The following is a 13,556-nucleotide window of genomic DNA, read 5'->3' on the forward strand; positions in this document are numbered from 1 at the left end:
GCCCGCGCTCGACTCCTACTGGCTCCCGATCCACGTCATGCTGCTGTTCATCGGCGATGCGGTCTTCGCCGTCGCCTTCGGCGCCGGGATCATGTATCTCCTCCAGGAGAAGGAGGTCAAGCGGAAGCGGATGGGGGCGATCTTCAAGCGCCTCCCGTCCCTCGATGTGCTCGACGAGATCAACTACAAGTGCCTGACCGTGGGATTCCCCCTGCTGACGCTGGGGATCATCACCGGCTCCATCTGGGCCGAGTACGCCTGGGGGTCCTACTGGAGCTGGGACCCGAAGGAGACGTGGTCCCTCATCACGTGGTTCCTTTATGCGGCGCTGCTGCACGGGCGCCTGACGGTCGGCTGGCGGGGGCGGAAGGCGGCAATCCTGGCGATCATCGGCTTCTGCGCGGTCCTGTTCACCTTCCTCGGCGTCAACCTGCTTCTGCCCGGCCTCCACTCCTACTCCAGCCTCTCCGGGTGAAGGAAGGATTCCCGGGCTTCCGATGAGCAGCATCGTCATAGTGGGGTTGAATCACCGGACCGCTCCGGTCGAGATTCGCGAGCGGCTCGCCTTCCCCGCCGACACGATCGGGCACTCGTTGCGGGGGCTGGTGGAGCGCGAAGAGATCGTCGAGGGGATCATCCTCTCCACCTGCAACCGGGTCGAGGTGTGCGTGCTGGCGGGGGGGGAGTCCTACAAGGGCGCGACGGCCGTGAAGGAGTTCCTCTCCGCCACTCACGGCATCGCGAGGGACGAGCTGAACGGCTACCTCTACCACTACGAGGGGGAGGAGGCGGTGAAGCACCTCTTCCGGGTGTCGAGCAGCCTCGACTCGATGGTCCTGGGGGAGCCGCAGATCCTGGGGCAGGTCAAGGACGCCTACGGATACGCCGCCGAGTTCCGCACGATCGGGCCGATCCTCGACAAGTTCTACACCAAGGCCTTCTCCGTGGCCAAGCGGGTCCGCACGGAGACGAAGGTCGCAAGCTCCGCCGTCTCGGTGTCCTACGCCGCGGTGGAGCTCGCGAAGAAGATCTTCGGGAACCTCAAGGACAAGACGGCCATGCTGATCGGCGCGGGGGAGATGTGCGAGCTGGCGGCGCGCCACCTCCTCTCCGCGGGGGTCAAGCGGATCCTGGTCACGAACCGGACTTTCGAGCGGGCCGTCAAGCTCGCCGGGGAGTTCGACGGCATGCCGGTCCGGTTCGACGAGCTCCTGTCCCACCTCAAGATGGCGGATATCATCCTCTCGTCGACGGGCGCCCCCCACTTCATCCTGAAGAAGGAGGACGTGGAGGAGGTCCTCCGGATCCGGAAGAACCGCCCCATGTTCTTCATCGACATGGCCGTGCCCAGGGACATCGACCCGGACGCCAACCAGATCGACAACGTCTACGTCTACGACATCGACGACCTGAACAACGTGATCGAGACGAACCTCGAAGAGCGCCAGAAGGAAGCGGCGCGCGCGGAGGAAATCGTCTCCGCCGAGGTGCGGAATTTCCTCCGGTGGCTCGAGGCCCAGCAGGTCACTCCGACCATCGTGATGCTGCGGAGGAAGTTCGAGGAGGTGAAGAACGCGGAGGTGGCCAAGGCGATCGCGATGCTGGGGCCCGAAGACCCGAAGACGAAGAAAGTGGTGGAGTCGCTGGCCACCTCGATCCTCAATAAGGTCCTGCACCCTCCGATCACGGCGCTCAAGAAAGACGTCGACGGCCGCGACGTGACGGAGCTGGTGGCCACCGTCCGGGAGCTGTTCGACCTGCCGGAGAACGACGAACCATCCCCTCCTTCCACAGAGGCACGGAAAGAGAAGGAAGGAGGGGAGATTGAGTAGGAACAGCGTCCTTCGCCTCGGAAGCCGGGGGAGCAGGCTCGCTCTTTGGCAGGCCGAGTTCATCCAGTTCGAGGTGGAGCGCAAGACCGGCAGGAAGGCGGAGATCGTCAAGATCACGACCACCGGCGACATGATCCTCGATGTCCCGCTGGCCCGCGTGGGAGGCAAGGGGCTCTTCGTCAAGGAGATCGAGGAGGCGCTGCTTTCCGACCGCATTGATCTCGCCGTCCACTCCATGAAGGATGTCCCGACGGACCTCCCCCACGCGCTGGAAATCGTCGCCATCACCGAGCGGGAGGATCCACGGGATGCGTTCCTCTCCAACCAGGTGAAGCGGTTCGAGGACCTGCCGAAAGGAGCGAGGGTGGGCACCAGCTCGCTGCGCCGGCAGACGCAGCTGCTGGGACTCCGTCCGGACCTGGTCGTCGTCGACAACCGGGGGAACCTGGACACACGGATCCGGAAGATGGAGGAGGGGAAGTTCGACGCGATCATCCTGGCAGCAGCTGGCCTGCGCCGGCTGGGGTGGGAGCAGAGGATCACACAGGTTCTCCCCGTGGAGGTTTCCCTCCCCGCCATCGGACAGGGGGCGCTGGGGATCGAGATCCGGAGGGACGACGCGGAGACGCGGGAAGCGGTCTCGTTCCTCAACCACCGGGACACCTCGTTCGCCGTCCGCGCGGAACGCGGGTTCCTCAGGCGGCTCGAGGGGGGCTGTCAGGTTCCGATCGCCGCCTACGGGCGGACGAATGGAGATTCCATCCTCCTCCAGGGGATGGTGGGCCGTCCCGACGGGTCGGACATCGTGCGGGGGAACGCGCGGGGGACCGTGGCGGATCCCGAGGCGCTTGGCGTGGAGCTTGCCGAGCAGCTCCTGGCGCGTGGAGCGAAGGAAATCCTCGACGAAGTGTACCGCGCCGCCGGGAAATAGGCGGCGGGCGGTTTGCGGGCGATGTCGATGCTTGGAAAAAGGATCCTGGTCACCCGCGGCGAGGGGCAGGCGGAGGAGTTCGCCGCCCTGATCCGCATGCGGGGGGGGATCCCCGTGCTCTTCCCCACCGTCCGGCTGGTCCTCCCCGATGATCCGGGTCCCCTCGACGAGGCCCTGGCACGCCTGTCCTCCTTCGACTGGATCCTGTTCGCCAGCCCCAACGCGGCGAAATTTTTCTGCTCCCGCGCGGCGGAGAAGGGGATCTCCGGGCCGCCGGAAGGCGTCCGGGTGGCAAGCGTGGGGCCCGGCACGTCCCGGGAGCTCCGCCGCCTGGGGTTCCCGGCGGATCTCACCGCCGAATTGCATACGGCGGAAGGGCTGGTGGACGCGCTCCGGCAACAGGGGATTGCCGGGAAGAGGTTCCTGCTCCCACGCGCCCTGGAGGGGCGCGACGTGCTCCTTTCAGAGATCGCCCGGCAGGGGGGTGACATGGAGACGGTCGTCGTCTACCGTAACGAATTGCCCGAGCGGGACGAGCGCGCGGCGCGGGACATCGTTGCACAACCGCCCGACGTTTGCACATTCGCCTCCCCTTCCGCCTTCCGGAACTTTTTCCTCCTGCTGGGGGAAGGCCTCGCGGCGGAGGTGCTCTCCCGCAGCCGGATCGCGGTGATCGGCGAAGTGACCGCCCGGATCGTCGCGGAAAGGAAATTTACGGTGGACATCATGCCCGAAAAATATACGCTGGACGGGATGGTGGAGGCGATCGCCGTCCGCCTCGCTTCCCAATCCCGTGACGGAGGATCGAGACGATGAACTTCCCCGAATACCGCCCGCGGCGACTGAGGAAAAACGAGCTCTTCCGCCGGATGGTCCGGGAAACGAAGCTGTCCGTGGACGACCTGATCTGCCCGCTCTTCGCCGTCGCCGGGAAGGGGATCCGCAAGGAGGTCCCCTCGATGCCGGGCGTCTTCCAATTGAGCGTCGAGAACCTGGTCAAGGAAGTGAAGGAGGTCCGATCCCTGGGGATCCCCGCGATTCTTTTGTTCGGCATCCCGGCGAAGAAGGACCCGCTGGGATCGGACGCCACCTCCGACAAGGGGATCATCCAGACGGCGGTCCGCGCGATCAAGGACGCGGTCCCTGGGATCCTGGTCTTCACCGACGTCTGCTTCTGCGAGTACACCGACCACGGGCATTGCGGGATCCTCACCAGGGACGGCGACGTGGACAACGACGCCACCCTCGCCATCCTCGCGGAAAGCGCGCTCAGCCACGCGCGCGCGGGTGCGGACATGGTGGCCCCGTCGGACATGATGGACGGGCGCGTGGCGGCCATCCGGCAGGCGCTCGACAAGGAGACGTTCACGGGGACCCCCATTATGTCGTACGCGGCGAAATACGCCTCGGGCTTCTACGGGCCGTTCCGCGACGCCGCCGGGAGCGCGCCCAAGTCCGGCGACCGGCGGTCGTACCAGATGGACCCGCCCAACGCCCGCGAGGCGCTCCGCGAAGTGGCCCAAGACGTCCGGGAGGGCGCGGACATCGTCATGGTCAAACCCGCGCTTGCCTATCTGGACATCCTCTGGCGCGTCCGCGAGGCGTTCGACCTTCCCGTGGCGGCCTACAACGTGAGCGGGGAATACTCGCTGGTCAAGGCAGCCTCGAAGCTCGGGTGGGTCGACGGGGAGCGCGTGATGATGGAGATCCTCACGGGCATCAAGCGGGCCGGAGCGGACCTCATCCTCACCTATTCCGCCAAGGAAGCGGCGAAGATCCTCTCGAGGTGACTTCGATGGCCGGGACGACAGAGAGCGGGAACGCCTACAAGGTCATGGAGATCAGCGACGTCACCGACCAGACGGTCGAGGCGGCGCTGAACCGCTGTGTGGAGGAAGGGTACCGGTTCGAGTCGATCCATTTCGTGACTCAGCCGGGGAATCGCCGTCCGGCGATGGCGTTCCTCTTCTTCACACGCGGCAACCTGCCCGCAAAGGGGTGACGGCGATGACCTTCCGGTGGCAGGACCAGAGGGAATTTTTCAAGGACGCGCGCCGGGCCCGGTACCTTACCCGGCTGGTGGCCAAGGCAGCCGACCTCATCATCGCCATGTCGCTGTGGCACGTCCCGGGCGCCGCGGGGACGTTCGCCTCCCTCTTCTACATCCTCCTGTGCGACGGCTTCCCGAGCGGACGCAGCGCGGGGAAATGGCTGACGGCCCTGAAGGTCGTCCGCGTCGACCGGGAGGGAATGGATTTTCAGTCGTCGCTCCTGCGAAACCTCACCGTGGCCGCGCCGTTTCTGCTCTACCTGGTTCCCGTCGCCGGTCCGTTCCTGGCGTACACCATCGGCCTGGCCGTCCTCCTCATCGAGACCTATCTCGGCTTCTACGACGCCGACGGGCAGCGGGCGGGCGACACCTTCGCCGAAACGCTCGTGGTGGAATGTCGTCAGGTTGCGGATGACGTCCCTCTATCTGATCGACGGTCATAACGTCCTCTACCGCACGTTTTACGGAGTTCCGCGCCTTTCCGCGCCCGACGGCACCCCGACCAACGCGATCCTCGGGGTGGCGAGGATCCTGCTCAAGATCCTCAAGGAAGACCGCCCCGCCGCGATCGCCGCCGCATTCGACAGCCGGGAGCCCACGCCGCGCCACGCTCTCTATCCCGAGTACAAAGCGACCCGCCTGAAGGTCCCCGAGGACCTTGCCGCGCAGATCCCGCTGGTGATGGAAGTCATCGACGCGCTGGGGGTGCCCAGAATCCAGGTTCCGGGCACCGAGGCGGACGACATCATCGGAACGCTTTCCCGGATGGCCGAGGAGAAGGGGATGGAGGTCGTCATCGTCTCCTCCGACAAGGACCTCTACCAGCTGGTTTCCCCCAGCGTGCGGGTGCGGGACGGTTTGAAGGAGAGGACCATTGGGGAGGCCGAGGTCCGGGAAACCTTCGGTGTTGGGCCGGCGCAGGTGGTGGACCTGTTGGCGCTCTCCGGCGACCCCTCCGACAACGTCCCCGGTGTTCCCGGAATCGGAGAGAAGACGGCGGCGGAGCTGATCCGGGAGTTCGGCTCGCTTTCGGAGCTTCTCGCGCACGCCGACCGCCTGAAGGGGAGCCGCAGGGAGAAGATCGAAAAGAACGCCGAGGTCGCGAGGCTGTGTCGGGTGCTCGTGACGATCGACCGGAGCGTCCCCTTGAAGGAGAACCTCGAAGATCTCGCTCCCCGCCCGATGCAGAAGGCCCGCGTCTCCTCCCTGTTCCGGAAACTGGGTTTCCGGAAACTCCTCGAAGATCTGGCGCTGGACGTGGAGCCGATGCTCCCGCTTCGGAGTGACGCGCCCCCCCCGCGCCGGAAGTGGAAACGGGTCGAAAAGGAATCGGACCTTTTCCCCGGCGTCGCAAAGGAGGGGGTGTCCGGTGCGGCAATTGTCTCCGGCAAGGAGGGGTTCGCCGCGGTCTCCGCAACGGGGCACGGGACCTTTGTTTTCCCGGTCGCTGGTGCGCCCGAGGCTCTGCGGCGCCTCGGAGAGACCTGCGGCAGGATCTTTCTTTTCGATGGGAAGTTGTTCTTCAGGAGTCACGGGGGCACCCCGAGGGGAAGTTCCCTTCCGATCTTCGACCTGCAGGTAGCGGGCTACCTCCTGGCGCCCGACGAGGGGACGCCCACCCTGCCCAAGCTGTTCGCACGATACCTTCCCGCGGCCGTGGGTGCCGAGGAAGGAGAAACGCCGGAGGACAAGGCGGCAGGGGACGCCGAAGCGCTCCTGTCGCTGGGGATCCTTCTCGATGCGAAGCTGTCAGAGGCCGGGCTCACGCAGATCTTCCGCGACGTCGACATGCCCCTTTTGCCTGTGCTTTACCGGATGGAGACCGCCGGGATCCGGATAGACGCGGAGATCTTCCGGAACCTTTCGGTGGTGCTCGCCGAGGGGGTCCGGGAGATCGAACAGAAGGTCGCCCGGATCGCCGGGGCCGATTTCAACATCAACTCCCCCAAGCAACTGGCTTTCCTGCTGTTCGAGAAGCTCGGTCTTCCGCCGGTGAAAAGGACCAAAACCGGCTACTCCACCGACGTGGAGGTCCTGGAGCGGCTCAAAAGCGCCCACGAGATCCCCGCGCTGGTCCTCGAGTACCGCACGCTCGCCAAGATCAAATCCACTTACGTGGACGTCCTGCCGGGGATGGTCGACCCTCGCGACGGACGGATCCACACGACGTTCCATCAGACCCAGGCCGCCACCGGTCGCCTCTCTTCGTCCGACCCGAACCTCCAGAACATCCCCATCCGCACCGAGCTGGGCATGCGCATCCGGGAGGGGTTCGTCGCGGAGTCGGGATTCCTCTTCGTGGGCGCCGACTACTCCCAGGTAGAGCTGCGCCTCCTGGCCCACCTGAGCGGCGACGCTACTCTTACCCGGGGGTTCCTGAAAGGGGAGGACATCCATACCGACACGGCCTGCGGCGTCTTCGGCGTCTCTCCTTCCGAGGTCACCCCCGAGCTTCGTCGGCGTGCCAAAGTGATCAACTTCGGTATCTTGTACGGGATGAGCCCGTTCGGCCTCTCCCGGGAGCTGGGGATCGGGGGGAGGGAGGCGAAGCAGTACATCGACCAATACTTCATCCGCTACCCCGGTGTGCGGGACTACATCGAGCGGGTCAAGGAGGAGGCGAGGAAGGACGGCTACGTCCGGACGATCCTTGGGCGGCGCCGGTACCTGCGGGACATCAACTCCCGGAACAAGGTCCTGCGGGAGGCGGCGGAGCGGATGGCGATCAATGCCCCGATCCAGGGGAGCGCCGCGGACATCATCAAGCTGGCGATGATCCGCATCGACCGGGAATTCCGGGAGCGGAAGATGGGGGCCCGGCTGGTCCTCCAGGTCCACGACGAGCTCATTACCGAGGCCCCGGACCGGGAAGCGGGCGAAACCGGGAGGATCGTGCGCGACGCGATGGTGGGGGCGGCCTCCTTGTCGGTCCCCCTGACCGTCTCTCTCAGCCGGGGGAAAAACTGGGGGGAAATCCATTGATACGGGACGCCGGGCGATGAATAGATCGGGGAAAAGCTCCGTCCTATGAAGGAAAAGGAGAAACCGGGCGCCCCCGACGAGGCGTTGATCCGGGCCGCGCTGGGCGGCGACGAGGAGGCTTTCCGGGAGCTGATGGAGCGCTACAAGAACCGGGCCTACCACGTGGCGCTCGGGATCACCGGGGACCCGGACGACGCGCTCGACGTGGTTCAGGAAGCTTTCGTGAAAGCGTATTACAACCTGAAGGAGTTCCGCTTCGGCGCGAACTTTTACACCTGGTTCTACCGGCTCCTGGTGAACCAGGCGATCGACCGGTGGAGGAAGTCGTCGAGGTCCCGGATGGTTCCCCTCGATGAAAAGTGGCTCTCCGAGGAGGTGTCGCCGCCCGAGTCCGTGATGTATCCGAGGACTCCGGAGAATCTCGCGCAGAACCGGCAGCTTTCGGACGCGCTCACCCGGGCGATCGCTGACCTTCCGGAGTACCACCGGGCGGTCATCCTCCTGCGGGAGGTGGACGGGATGGCGTACGAGGAAATCGCCAAGGTGCTTCATTGTTCGGTGGGCACCGTGATGTCGCGCCTCCATTATGCACGGGCGAAGCTGAAGGAGGCGCTGAAAGAGTTCCGGGAAGGGTAGGACGATGGACTGCAAGAAGGCTTTACAGATGATTCAGAACGAGATCGACGGACGGCTTCTTCCTTCCGAGGCGGCCGAGATTCGTCGTCATGTGGAATCCTGCGGATCCTGCGCGACGGAGGCGGCTGCGTACCGGTGGGTGGGGGAGATGCTCCGGCTTTGGACGGCGTCGCGGGCCGGGGAAAAAGCGCCAGAGCTCGACGCCCTGTGGACCCGCGTGCGCGCGGGAATCGATGAGCGGAAACAACCGAAAGAGTCCGCATCCTGGGTTCGGAGATGGCTCTGGCTGCCGGCGGGCGCTGCGCTTGCGGTCTTGGTCCTGCTGTTCTATCCTTCGGATGTGAGCAGGGCCCCATTTCACCCGAGCAGCTTCGAGGTCGCGGTGGAGGACCTGGAATCGGACACCGCGACGGTGGCCCTCGTGGACAAGGGGAACGACCTTCCCCGGGTGATCTGGATCATCGAAAATGACAAGACCTGAACCCCGGCCGGGGCTCGTCCTACCGGCGATCGCCTTTCTCGTAATCCTCCTCGCAACCGGCGTTGCGGAGGCCGCTCCCCCGGGTTCTGTTGTCGTCGACATCGGGGTGGTGGTCGCCTCGAACCAGGGGACCTCGATCGACCCCGCACTTTCCGCTCTCCGAACGAAGCTGCAGTCGATGTTCAACTATTCCTCCTACAAGATGCTCGACCGGATGAAGCGCACCCTGGCGGTGGGGGAGACGGGGGAGTTCGTGCTCCCCGGCGGCCGCAGCATGCGTGTGACGCCCGTTCCCGCGCCGGGGACCAAGGTCCGGCTCGCCGTGCAGCTCCTGGAGGGCGGCCGGAACCTCCTGACGACGACCCTGGGCTTGAGCCGGGGGGGGATGGTCCTGGTGGGAGGGCCTCCCTACCCGTCCGGGGTGATGATCCTCCTCATCTCCGCCGAATAGCCCGCGCGGTTGAATATCTCTCCTTCTTCCCTCGTCTGATGAATGCGAAAGGAGGGGCAGGCGATGAAAAAGACTCTGGCCATACTTGTTGCGACGGGCCTGCTGGCGTCGACGATGGTGACACCGGCTTCCGCAGGGGACCGCGGGTGGGCCACGGCCGGCAAGATCCTGACGGGGATCATCGGGCTGAATATTCTCGGGCATGCCATCGCAAATTCCTACCCGTACCCGGCGCCCGTGTACGGCCCTCCGCCGAGGGCCTATTATCCTCCCGAACAGGTCTGGGTCCCGGGGCACTATGAGACGCGGATCCAGCGGCAATGGATCCCCGGGCACTGGGAGATCGAGCGGTTCGACCGGTATGGCCGCGGGGACAACCACGATGACGACGACTACCGCCGCGAAACCCGCCGGGTCTGGATTCCCGGCCACTACAGCAACGTCGAGATGAGAGTGTGGATTCCCGGCCACTGGGAGGGGTGACCCTCCAGGGCGGCCGACCCGTCGACGTATCCATCCAACATGCAGAAGCCCCCGGCCATCCGGGGGTTTTTTTTGTTAAAAAGTAAAGTTCAGAACCGTCCCGGTTTTCTTGACCTCTTGATATTTGCGGTTATCCTGAAAGCGATGGCCTCCTCCTTGAGAAACTCCCTCTGGAACCTCCTGTTCCGGATCGTTTCTTCCACCGACCATTCGAGGACGGTCTGGACCGCCGCCCTGCGCGGCGCCTGCCTCGCCTTCTTCAAGGAGCCGATCGACGATCTGCCCGCGGCGGACAACGACGCGTCGCGCGCCGCCTTCCGGGATCGCTTCTTCTCCCTGCCGGATCACCGTCTCTACGACCTTTTCGAGTTCCTGCTCGTGGACGACCGGGCAGGCCTCAAGGAGGTGGACAGGAAGCTTCTCCGCCGCAGCCTGAACGAGATCCTGGAGCAGGAGGGTGCCCCGGTCCGCCTCCTTCGCGACAAGTTCGTCCCCCTCCCGGATTCCATGGGGTTCGACGCGGTTGCGACGGCGGAGGAGAAACTCGATTTTTTCGACCTCGCGGCGGCTTCCCGCCACCTGGATGCCGCGCTTGCCTATCTTTCCAGGCGGCCCGTGCCGGCGTCGCAGGAGGCGGTTCGGGAGGCAACACTGGCCGTGGCTGCGGTGGTCCGCAGCCTCGGAGACAAGGAGGGGAAGATCGCCTTGGGGACCGTCGCGCCTCTCGCCGATTCCTTCGGGATCCCGCCGGACCTGCTGACGGGGATGGAGGCGACGCTGCGCCGCTGTCACGCCGTGAGCGGCCTGCCCGGCGCTCCCCCCGACGGTGGGTCGCTGGACCTTACCGAGGCTACGTTCCTCGTCGTCTTCTGCTCCTCGGTGATCAACTACCTGCTCTCCATGACGGAGGGACACATGCGCAGGGGACACATGGGCGGGGGACACTCCTCAACGACGAGGGGGGACACTCCCCAACGAGATACTTGATACTTGATTTAGGAATGTCCCCCACGAGAATGTCCCCCGTGAAAAAGTCCCTCTTGGATTGGAATCGTTGCCAGGAAGGCGCTGCCGAGCGAGTTCTTAAGAACGTCCTGGTTCTTAGGTTCGTGTGAGGAGGCCGGGCGAGGGGGCCGGCCGACGGCGGCGCAGCAGCGCATCGACAACCTGCGCGGCGGAGGGGACGACTTCGAACAGGTCGAGGTTCCGGGGCGCAACGGTCCGGACCTTTACCGCGTGGCGGCAGAAAGAGAGGATCGGATCGAACCAGCCCAGCGTGTTGGCGACCACGATCGGGCTGGCGTGCAGCCCCAGCTGCTTCCAGGTGAGGATCTCGAAGAACTCGTCCATCGTCCCGAATCCGCCGGGGAGCACCGCGAACGCGTCGGCGCGTCGGCTCATTTCCATCTTTCGCTCGTGCATGGAGTCCGTGACGATCATCCGCGTAAGTCCCTCGTGCGCGAGTTCCCTGGTGCAGAGGAACCTCGGGATGACGCCGACGGCCTTCCCTCCCCCTTCGAGGATCCGGTTCGCCAGGACTCCCATCAGCCCCACCGATCCGCCTCCATAGACGAGCGCGATGTCTTCTTCGATCATCCTGTCGGCGAGCGCAAGCGTGTCCCGCCGGAACCTCCCGGGGACGTGGTTGCTGGAGGAGCTGAAGACGCACAGGCGCCGGATCATCATCCTGCAAACCATACGGCGAATCGAGGAAAAATGGAAGCAGGGGAAATGTGTTGACATGGGGGTAAAAGAATAAATACTATATAGACGATAGACATAATATGGGAGGCGGACATGACAAAATGGTTCCTGGATAATTCGCTTTCGATCGGGCGCACGCCGCTGGTGAAGCTCAACAAGATTGTGGACGGTACGGGCGCCACGGTCCTTGGCAAGGTCGAGGGGCGCAACCCTTCGTATTCCGTGAAGTGCAGGATCGGGGCCTCCATGGTTTGGGACGCGGAGAAGAAGGGGCTCCTGGGCCCCGGCAAGACCATCGTCGAGCCGACCTCCGGGAACACGGGAATCGCGCTGGGGTTCGTCGCCGCCGCCCGCGGCTACGAGATCATCCTCACGATGCCGGAGACGTTTAGCATCGAGCGCCGCATGGTCCTCAAGGCGTTCGGCTCGAAGCTGGTCCTGACCGAGGGGGCCAAGGGAATGAAAGGGGCGATCGAGAAGGCGGAAGAGATCGTCGCCTCGGACCCGGCCAGGTATTACATGCCCCAGCAGTTCAAGAATCCCGCGAATCCGAAGATCCACGAGGACACCACGGGGCCGGAGATCTGGGAAGACACCGGCGGGGCGATCGACGTCCTGGTGTCGGGCGTCGGCACGGGGGGGACGATCACCGGGGTATCGCGCTACGTCAAAACCACCTGTGGGAAGAAAATCGTCTCCGTGGCGGTCGAGCCGGTCCACAGCCCGGTGATCACGCAGAAGCTGCGCGGCGAGCCGTTGAAGCCCGGCCCCCACAAGATCCAGGGGATCGGCGCGGGATTCATCCCCGACGTGCTGGACCTCTCCCTGGTCGACCGTGTGGAGCAGGTGACCAACGACGAGTCGGTGGAGTACGCCCGCCGGCTGGCGAGGGAGGAAGGGCTCCTCTCCGGGATCTCCGCCGGGGCCGCGGCCGCTGTGGCCGCCCGGCTGGCGAAGCTTCCCGAGTTCGCCGGGAAGACGATCGTGACGATCCTGCCGGACGCCGGGGAGCGCTACATGACGACCGTCCTGTTCGAGGGGTGGTTCGAGAACGAGGCGTCCGCCACGACGATCTGACCGCCTCGCCGTGGACATTTCCTGGGTTTGTGGTTTATACCGCTAGGAGTGTCCCCGCCCAGGACGTATGCCGACGTAGAGGGTGACGACGCCGAACGTGAGCGGACGGTAGTCGACCGTGGCGCAGCCGCCCGCCCGCATCATCTCCGCGAACGCCGGAGAGGAAGGAAACGCCTGCACCGATTCCGGCAGGTAGGTATAGGCGCTCCGCTTCGAAACGAGCCCGCCGATCCTCGGCAGCACCTGCGTGAAATAGAGGTGGTACAGGGCACCGAAGAGAGCCCCTTCAGGCCGGGAGAACTCCAGCACCACGACCCTGCCACCGGGCCGGACCACGCGGCACATTTCGGAAAGTCCCCGCTCGCGGTCCGCCACGTTCCGGATCCCGAAGGCGATCGAGGCCGAATCGAAGACGCCATCGCGGAACGGCAGCGCCTCCCCGGGGGCGCGCACGAATGCCATCCTCCCTGCCCCCCCTTGACGTGTCGCCTTCTCCCGCCCGATCCGCATCATTTCCAGGGAAATGTCCGACCCGACCACGAATGACTCGACCCCCTTCTGCCGGAGGATCTCCAGGGCGACGTCGGCGGTTCCTGTCGCGACATCGAGGTGTCTCCCACCCCGCTTCGGACGTATCCCGGCCACCGCTTGCCGCCGCCATTGCCGGTCCCGCCCGAGGGAGAGGAGCCGGTTGAGGAAGTCGTACTTCGGCGCGATCGAGGAGAACATTTCGCCGATTTTTCGGTTTCGCTCGTCCATCCGGTACAAGGTATTGCTCCGCAGGCAAAACGGGGTGTTTCATTATATCAGCCTTTCCCCCGGGGGAAACGGGGGAACTATACGGCGCCTTCCGGGTTTATTAGGATATGACAGGAGCTTGGGTTGAATTTTTCGAACCCCACGCTTCGTCTAAGGACAACAACATGATG

General features: G+C 65.0%; 16 protein-coding genes. 14 read left to right on the forward strand and 2 right to left on the reverse strand.

What is annotated here, in order from left to right:
* From A2Z13_05790 to A2Z13_05850, 13 genes are all read left to right on the forward strand, one after another.
* Positions 1 to 475, forward strand: a 475-nt coding sequence (locus A2Z13_05790; protein ID OGP76919.1) for a c-type cytochrome biogenesis protein CcsB, incomplete at its 5' end; no start/stop codon positions are given.
* A gap of 22 nt (positions 476 to 497) precedes the next feature.
* A complete protein-coding gene (locus A2Z13_05795) occupies positions 498 to 1,832 on the forward strand; it encodes a glutamyl-tRNA reductase (GenBank protein ID OGP76920.1) in 1,335 nt (444 codons plus the stop codon).
* Entirely contained in the window at positions 1,825 to 2,763 is a 939-nt protein-coding gene (locus A2Z13_05800; GenBank protein OGP76921.1) for a hydroxymethylbilane synthase, read from the forward strand. The genes A2Z13_05795 and A2Z13_05800 overlap by 8 nt, the downstream gene beginning before the upstream one ends.
* 21 nt (positions 2,764 to 2,784) lie before the next feature.
* Positions 2,785 to 3,579, forward strand: a complete 795-nt coding sequence (locus A2Z13_05805) for a hypothetical protein (GenBank protein ID OGP76922.1) — start codon at positions 2,785 to 2,787, stop codon at positions 3,577 to 3,579.
* Complete coding sequence (locus A2Z13_05810) at positions 3,576 to 4,553, forward strand: delta-aminolevulinic acid dehydratase (GenBank protein OGP76923.1); 978 nt, start codon at positions 3,576 to 3,578, stop codon at positions 4,551 to 4,553. The genes A2Z13_05805 and A2Z13_05810 overlap by 4 nt, the downstream gene beginning before the upstream one ends.
* A gap of 5 nt (positions 4,554 to 4,558) precedes the next feature.
* Positions 4,559 to 4,765, forward strand: coding sequence for a hypothetical protein (locus A2Z13_05815; GenBank protein ID OGP76924.1), 207 nt, complete (start codon positions 4,559 to 4,561; stop codon positions 4,763 to 4,765).
* Positions 4,766 to 4,770: 5 nt separating this feature from the next.
* The gene (locus A2Z13_05820) at positions 4,771 to 5,256 is read left to right on the forward strand and encodes a hypothetical protein (protein OGP76925.1); all 486 of its coding nucleotides are present in this window, start codon (positions 4,771 to 4,773) and stop codon (positions 5,254 to 5,256) included.
* A complete protein-coding gene (locus A2Z13_05825) occupies positions 5,225 to 7,795 on the forward strand; it encodes a DNA polymerase I (protein ID OGP76926.1) in 2,571 nt (856 codons plus the stop codon). The genes A2Z13_05820 and A2Z13_05825 overlap by 32 nt, the downstream gene beginning before the upstream one ends.
* 45 nt (positions 7,796 to 7,840) lie before the next feature.
* Positions 7,841 to 8,431 (forward strand): hypothetical protein, encoded by a 591-nt coding sequence (locus A2Z13_05830; protein OGP76927.1) that lies wholly within the window; start codon positions 7,841 to 7,843, stop codon positions 8,429 to 8,431.
* A 4-nt stretch (positions 8,432 to 8,435) separates the two neighbouring features.
* Positions 8,436 to 8,912 carry a hypothetical protein gene (locus A2Z13_05835; GenBank protein ID OGP76928.1) on the forward strand — a complete coding sequence of 159 codons (477 nt, stop codon included), beginning with the start codon at positions 8,436 to 8,438 and terminating at the stop codon, positions 8,910 to 8,912.
* Positions 8,899 to 9,363 carry a hypothetical protein gene (locus A2Z13_05840; GenBank protein ID OGP76929.1) on the forward strand — a complete coding sequence of 155 codons (465 nt, stop codon included), beginning with the start codon at positions 8,899 to 8,901 and terminating at the stop codon, positions 9,361 to 9,363. The genes A2Z13_05835 and A2Z13_05840 overlap by 14 nt, the downstream gene beginning before the upstream one ends.
* 63 nt (positions 9,364 to 9,426) lie before the next feature.
* A complete protein-coding gene (locus tag A2Z13_05845; protein ID OGP76930.1) occupies positions 9,427 to 9,846 on the forward strand; it encodes a hypothetical protein in 420 nt (139 codons plus the stop codon).
* Between the two features lie 39 nt (positions 9,847 to 9,885).
* Positions 9,886 to 10,833 carry a hypothetical protein gene (locus A2Z13_05850; GenBank protein OGP76931.1) on the forward strand — a complete coding sequence of 316 codons (948 nt, stop codon included), beginning with the start codon at positions 9,886 to 9,888 and terminating at the stop codon, positions 10,831 to 10,833.
* Between the two features lie 114 nt (positions 10,834 to 10,947).
* Here the strand turns inward: A2Z13_05850 and A2Z13_05855 are convergent, their stop codons facing one another.
* Positions 10,948 to 11,526 (reverse strand): Rossman fold protein, TIGR00730 family, encoded by a 579-nt coding sequence (locus tag A2Z13_05855; GenBank protein OGP76934.1) that lies wholly within the window; start codon positions 11,524 to 11,526, stop codon positions 10,948 to 10,950.
* Positions 11,527 to 11,643: 117 nt separating this feature from the next.
* Here A2Z13_05855 and A2Z13_05860 point away from each other — a divergent pair, with 117 nt between their 5' ends.
* The gene (locus A2Z13_05860) at positions 11,644 to 12,627 is read left to right on the forward strand and encodes a cysteine synthase A (protein OGP76932.1); all 984 of its coding nucleotides are present in this window, start codon (positions 11,644 to 11,646) and stop codon (positions 12,625 to 12,627) included.
* A gap of 42 nt (positions 12,628 to 12,669) precedes the next feature.
* Here A2Z13_05860 and A2Z13_05865 read toward each other — a convergent pair whose 3' ends face one another.
* A complete protein-coding gene (locus A2Z13_05865) occupies positions 12,670 to 13,395 on the reverse strand; it encodes a bifunctional demethylmenaquinone methyltransferase/2-methoxy-6-polyprenyl-1,4-benzoquinol methylase (GenBank protein OGP76933.1) in 726 nt (241 codons plus the stop codon).
* Positions 13,396 to 13,556 lie beyond the last annotated feature (161 nt).

The sequence above is a fragment of the Deltaproteobacteria bacterium RBG_16_64_85 genome (assembly GCA_001798885.1).
In the GTDB taxonomy this organism is placed as follows: domain Bacteria; phylum Desulfobacterota; class Deferrimicrobia; order Deferrimicrobiales; family Deferrimicrobiaceae; genus FEB-35.

Bases quoted from the DNA above. Each gene is read 5' to 3' on its own strand.
- A2Z13_05810 (OGP76923.1), top strand. From the start codon at position 3,576: ATGAACTTCCCCGAATACCGCCCGCGGCGACTGAGGAAAAACGAGCTC.
- A2Z13_05845 (OGP76930.1), top strand. From the start codon at position 9,427: ATGAAAAAGACTCTGGCCATACTTGTTGCGACGGGCCTGCTGGCGTCG.
- A2Z13_05795 (OGP76920.1), top strand. From the start codon at position 498: ATGAGCAGCATCGTCATAGTGGGGTTGAATCACCGGACCGCTCCGGTC.
- A2Z13_05805 (OGP76922.1), top strand. From the start codon at position 2,785: ATGTCGATGCTTGGAAAAAGGATCCTGGTCACCCGCGGCGAGGGGCAG.
- A2Z13_05835 (OGP76928.1), top strand. From the start codon at position 8,436: ATGGACTGCAAGAAGGCTTTACAGATGATTCAGAACGAGATCGACGGA.
- A2Z13_05840 (OGP76929.1), top strand. From the start codon at position 8,899: ATGACAAGACCTGAACCCCGGCCGGGGCTCGTCCTACCGGCGATCGCC.
- A2Z13_05815 (OGP76924.1), top strand. From the start codon at position 4,559: ATGGCCGGGACGACAGAGAGCGGGAACGCCTACAAGGTCATGGAGATC.
- A2Z13_05825 (OGP76926.1), top strand. From the start codon at position 5,225: ATGACGTCCCTCTATCTGATCGACGGTCATAACGTCCTCTACCGCACG.
- A2Z13_05830 (OGP76927.1), top strand. From the start codon at position 7,841: ATGAAGGAAAAGGAGAAACCGGGCGCCCCCGACGAGGCGTTGATCCGG.
- A2Z13_05820 (OGP76925.1), top strand. From the start codon at position 4,771: ATGACCTTCCGGTGGCAGGACCAGAGGGAATTTTTCAAGGACGCGCGC.
- A2Z13_05850 (OGP76931.1), top strand. From the start codon at position 9,886: ATGCAGAAGCCCCCGGCCATCCGGGGGTTTTTTTTGTTAAAAAGTAAA.
- A2Z13_05860 (OGP76932.1), top strand. From the start codon at position 11,644: ATGACAAAATGGTTCCTGGATAATTCGCTTTCGATCGGGCGCACGCCG.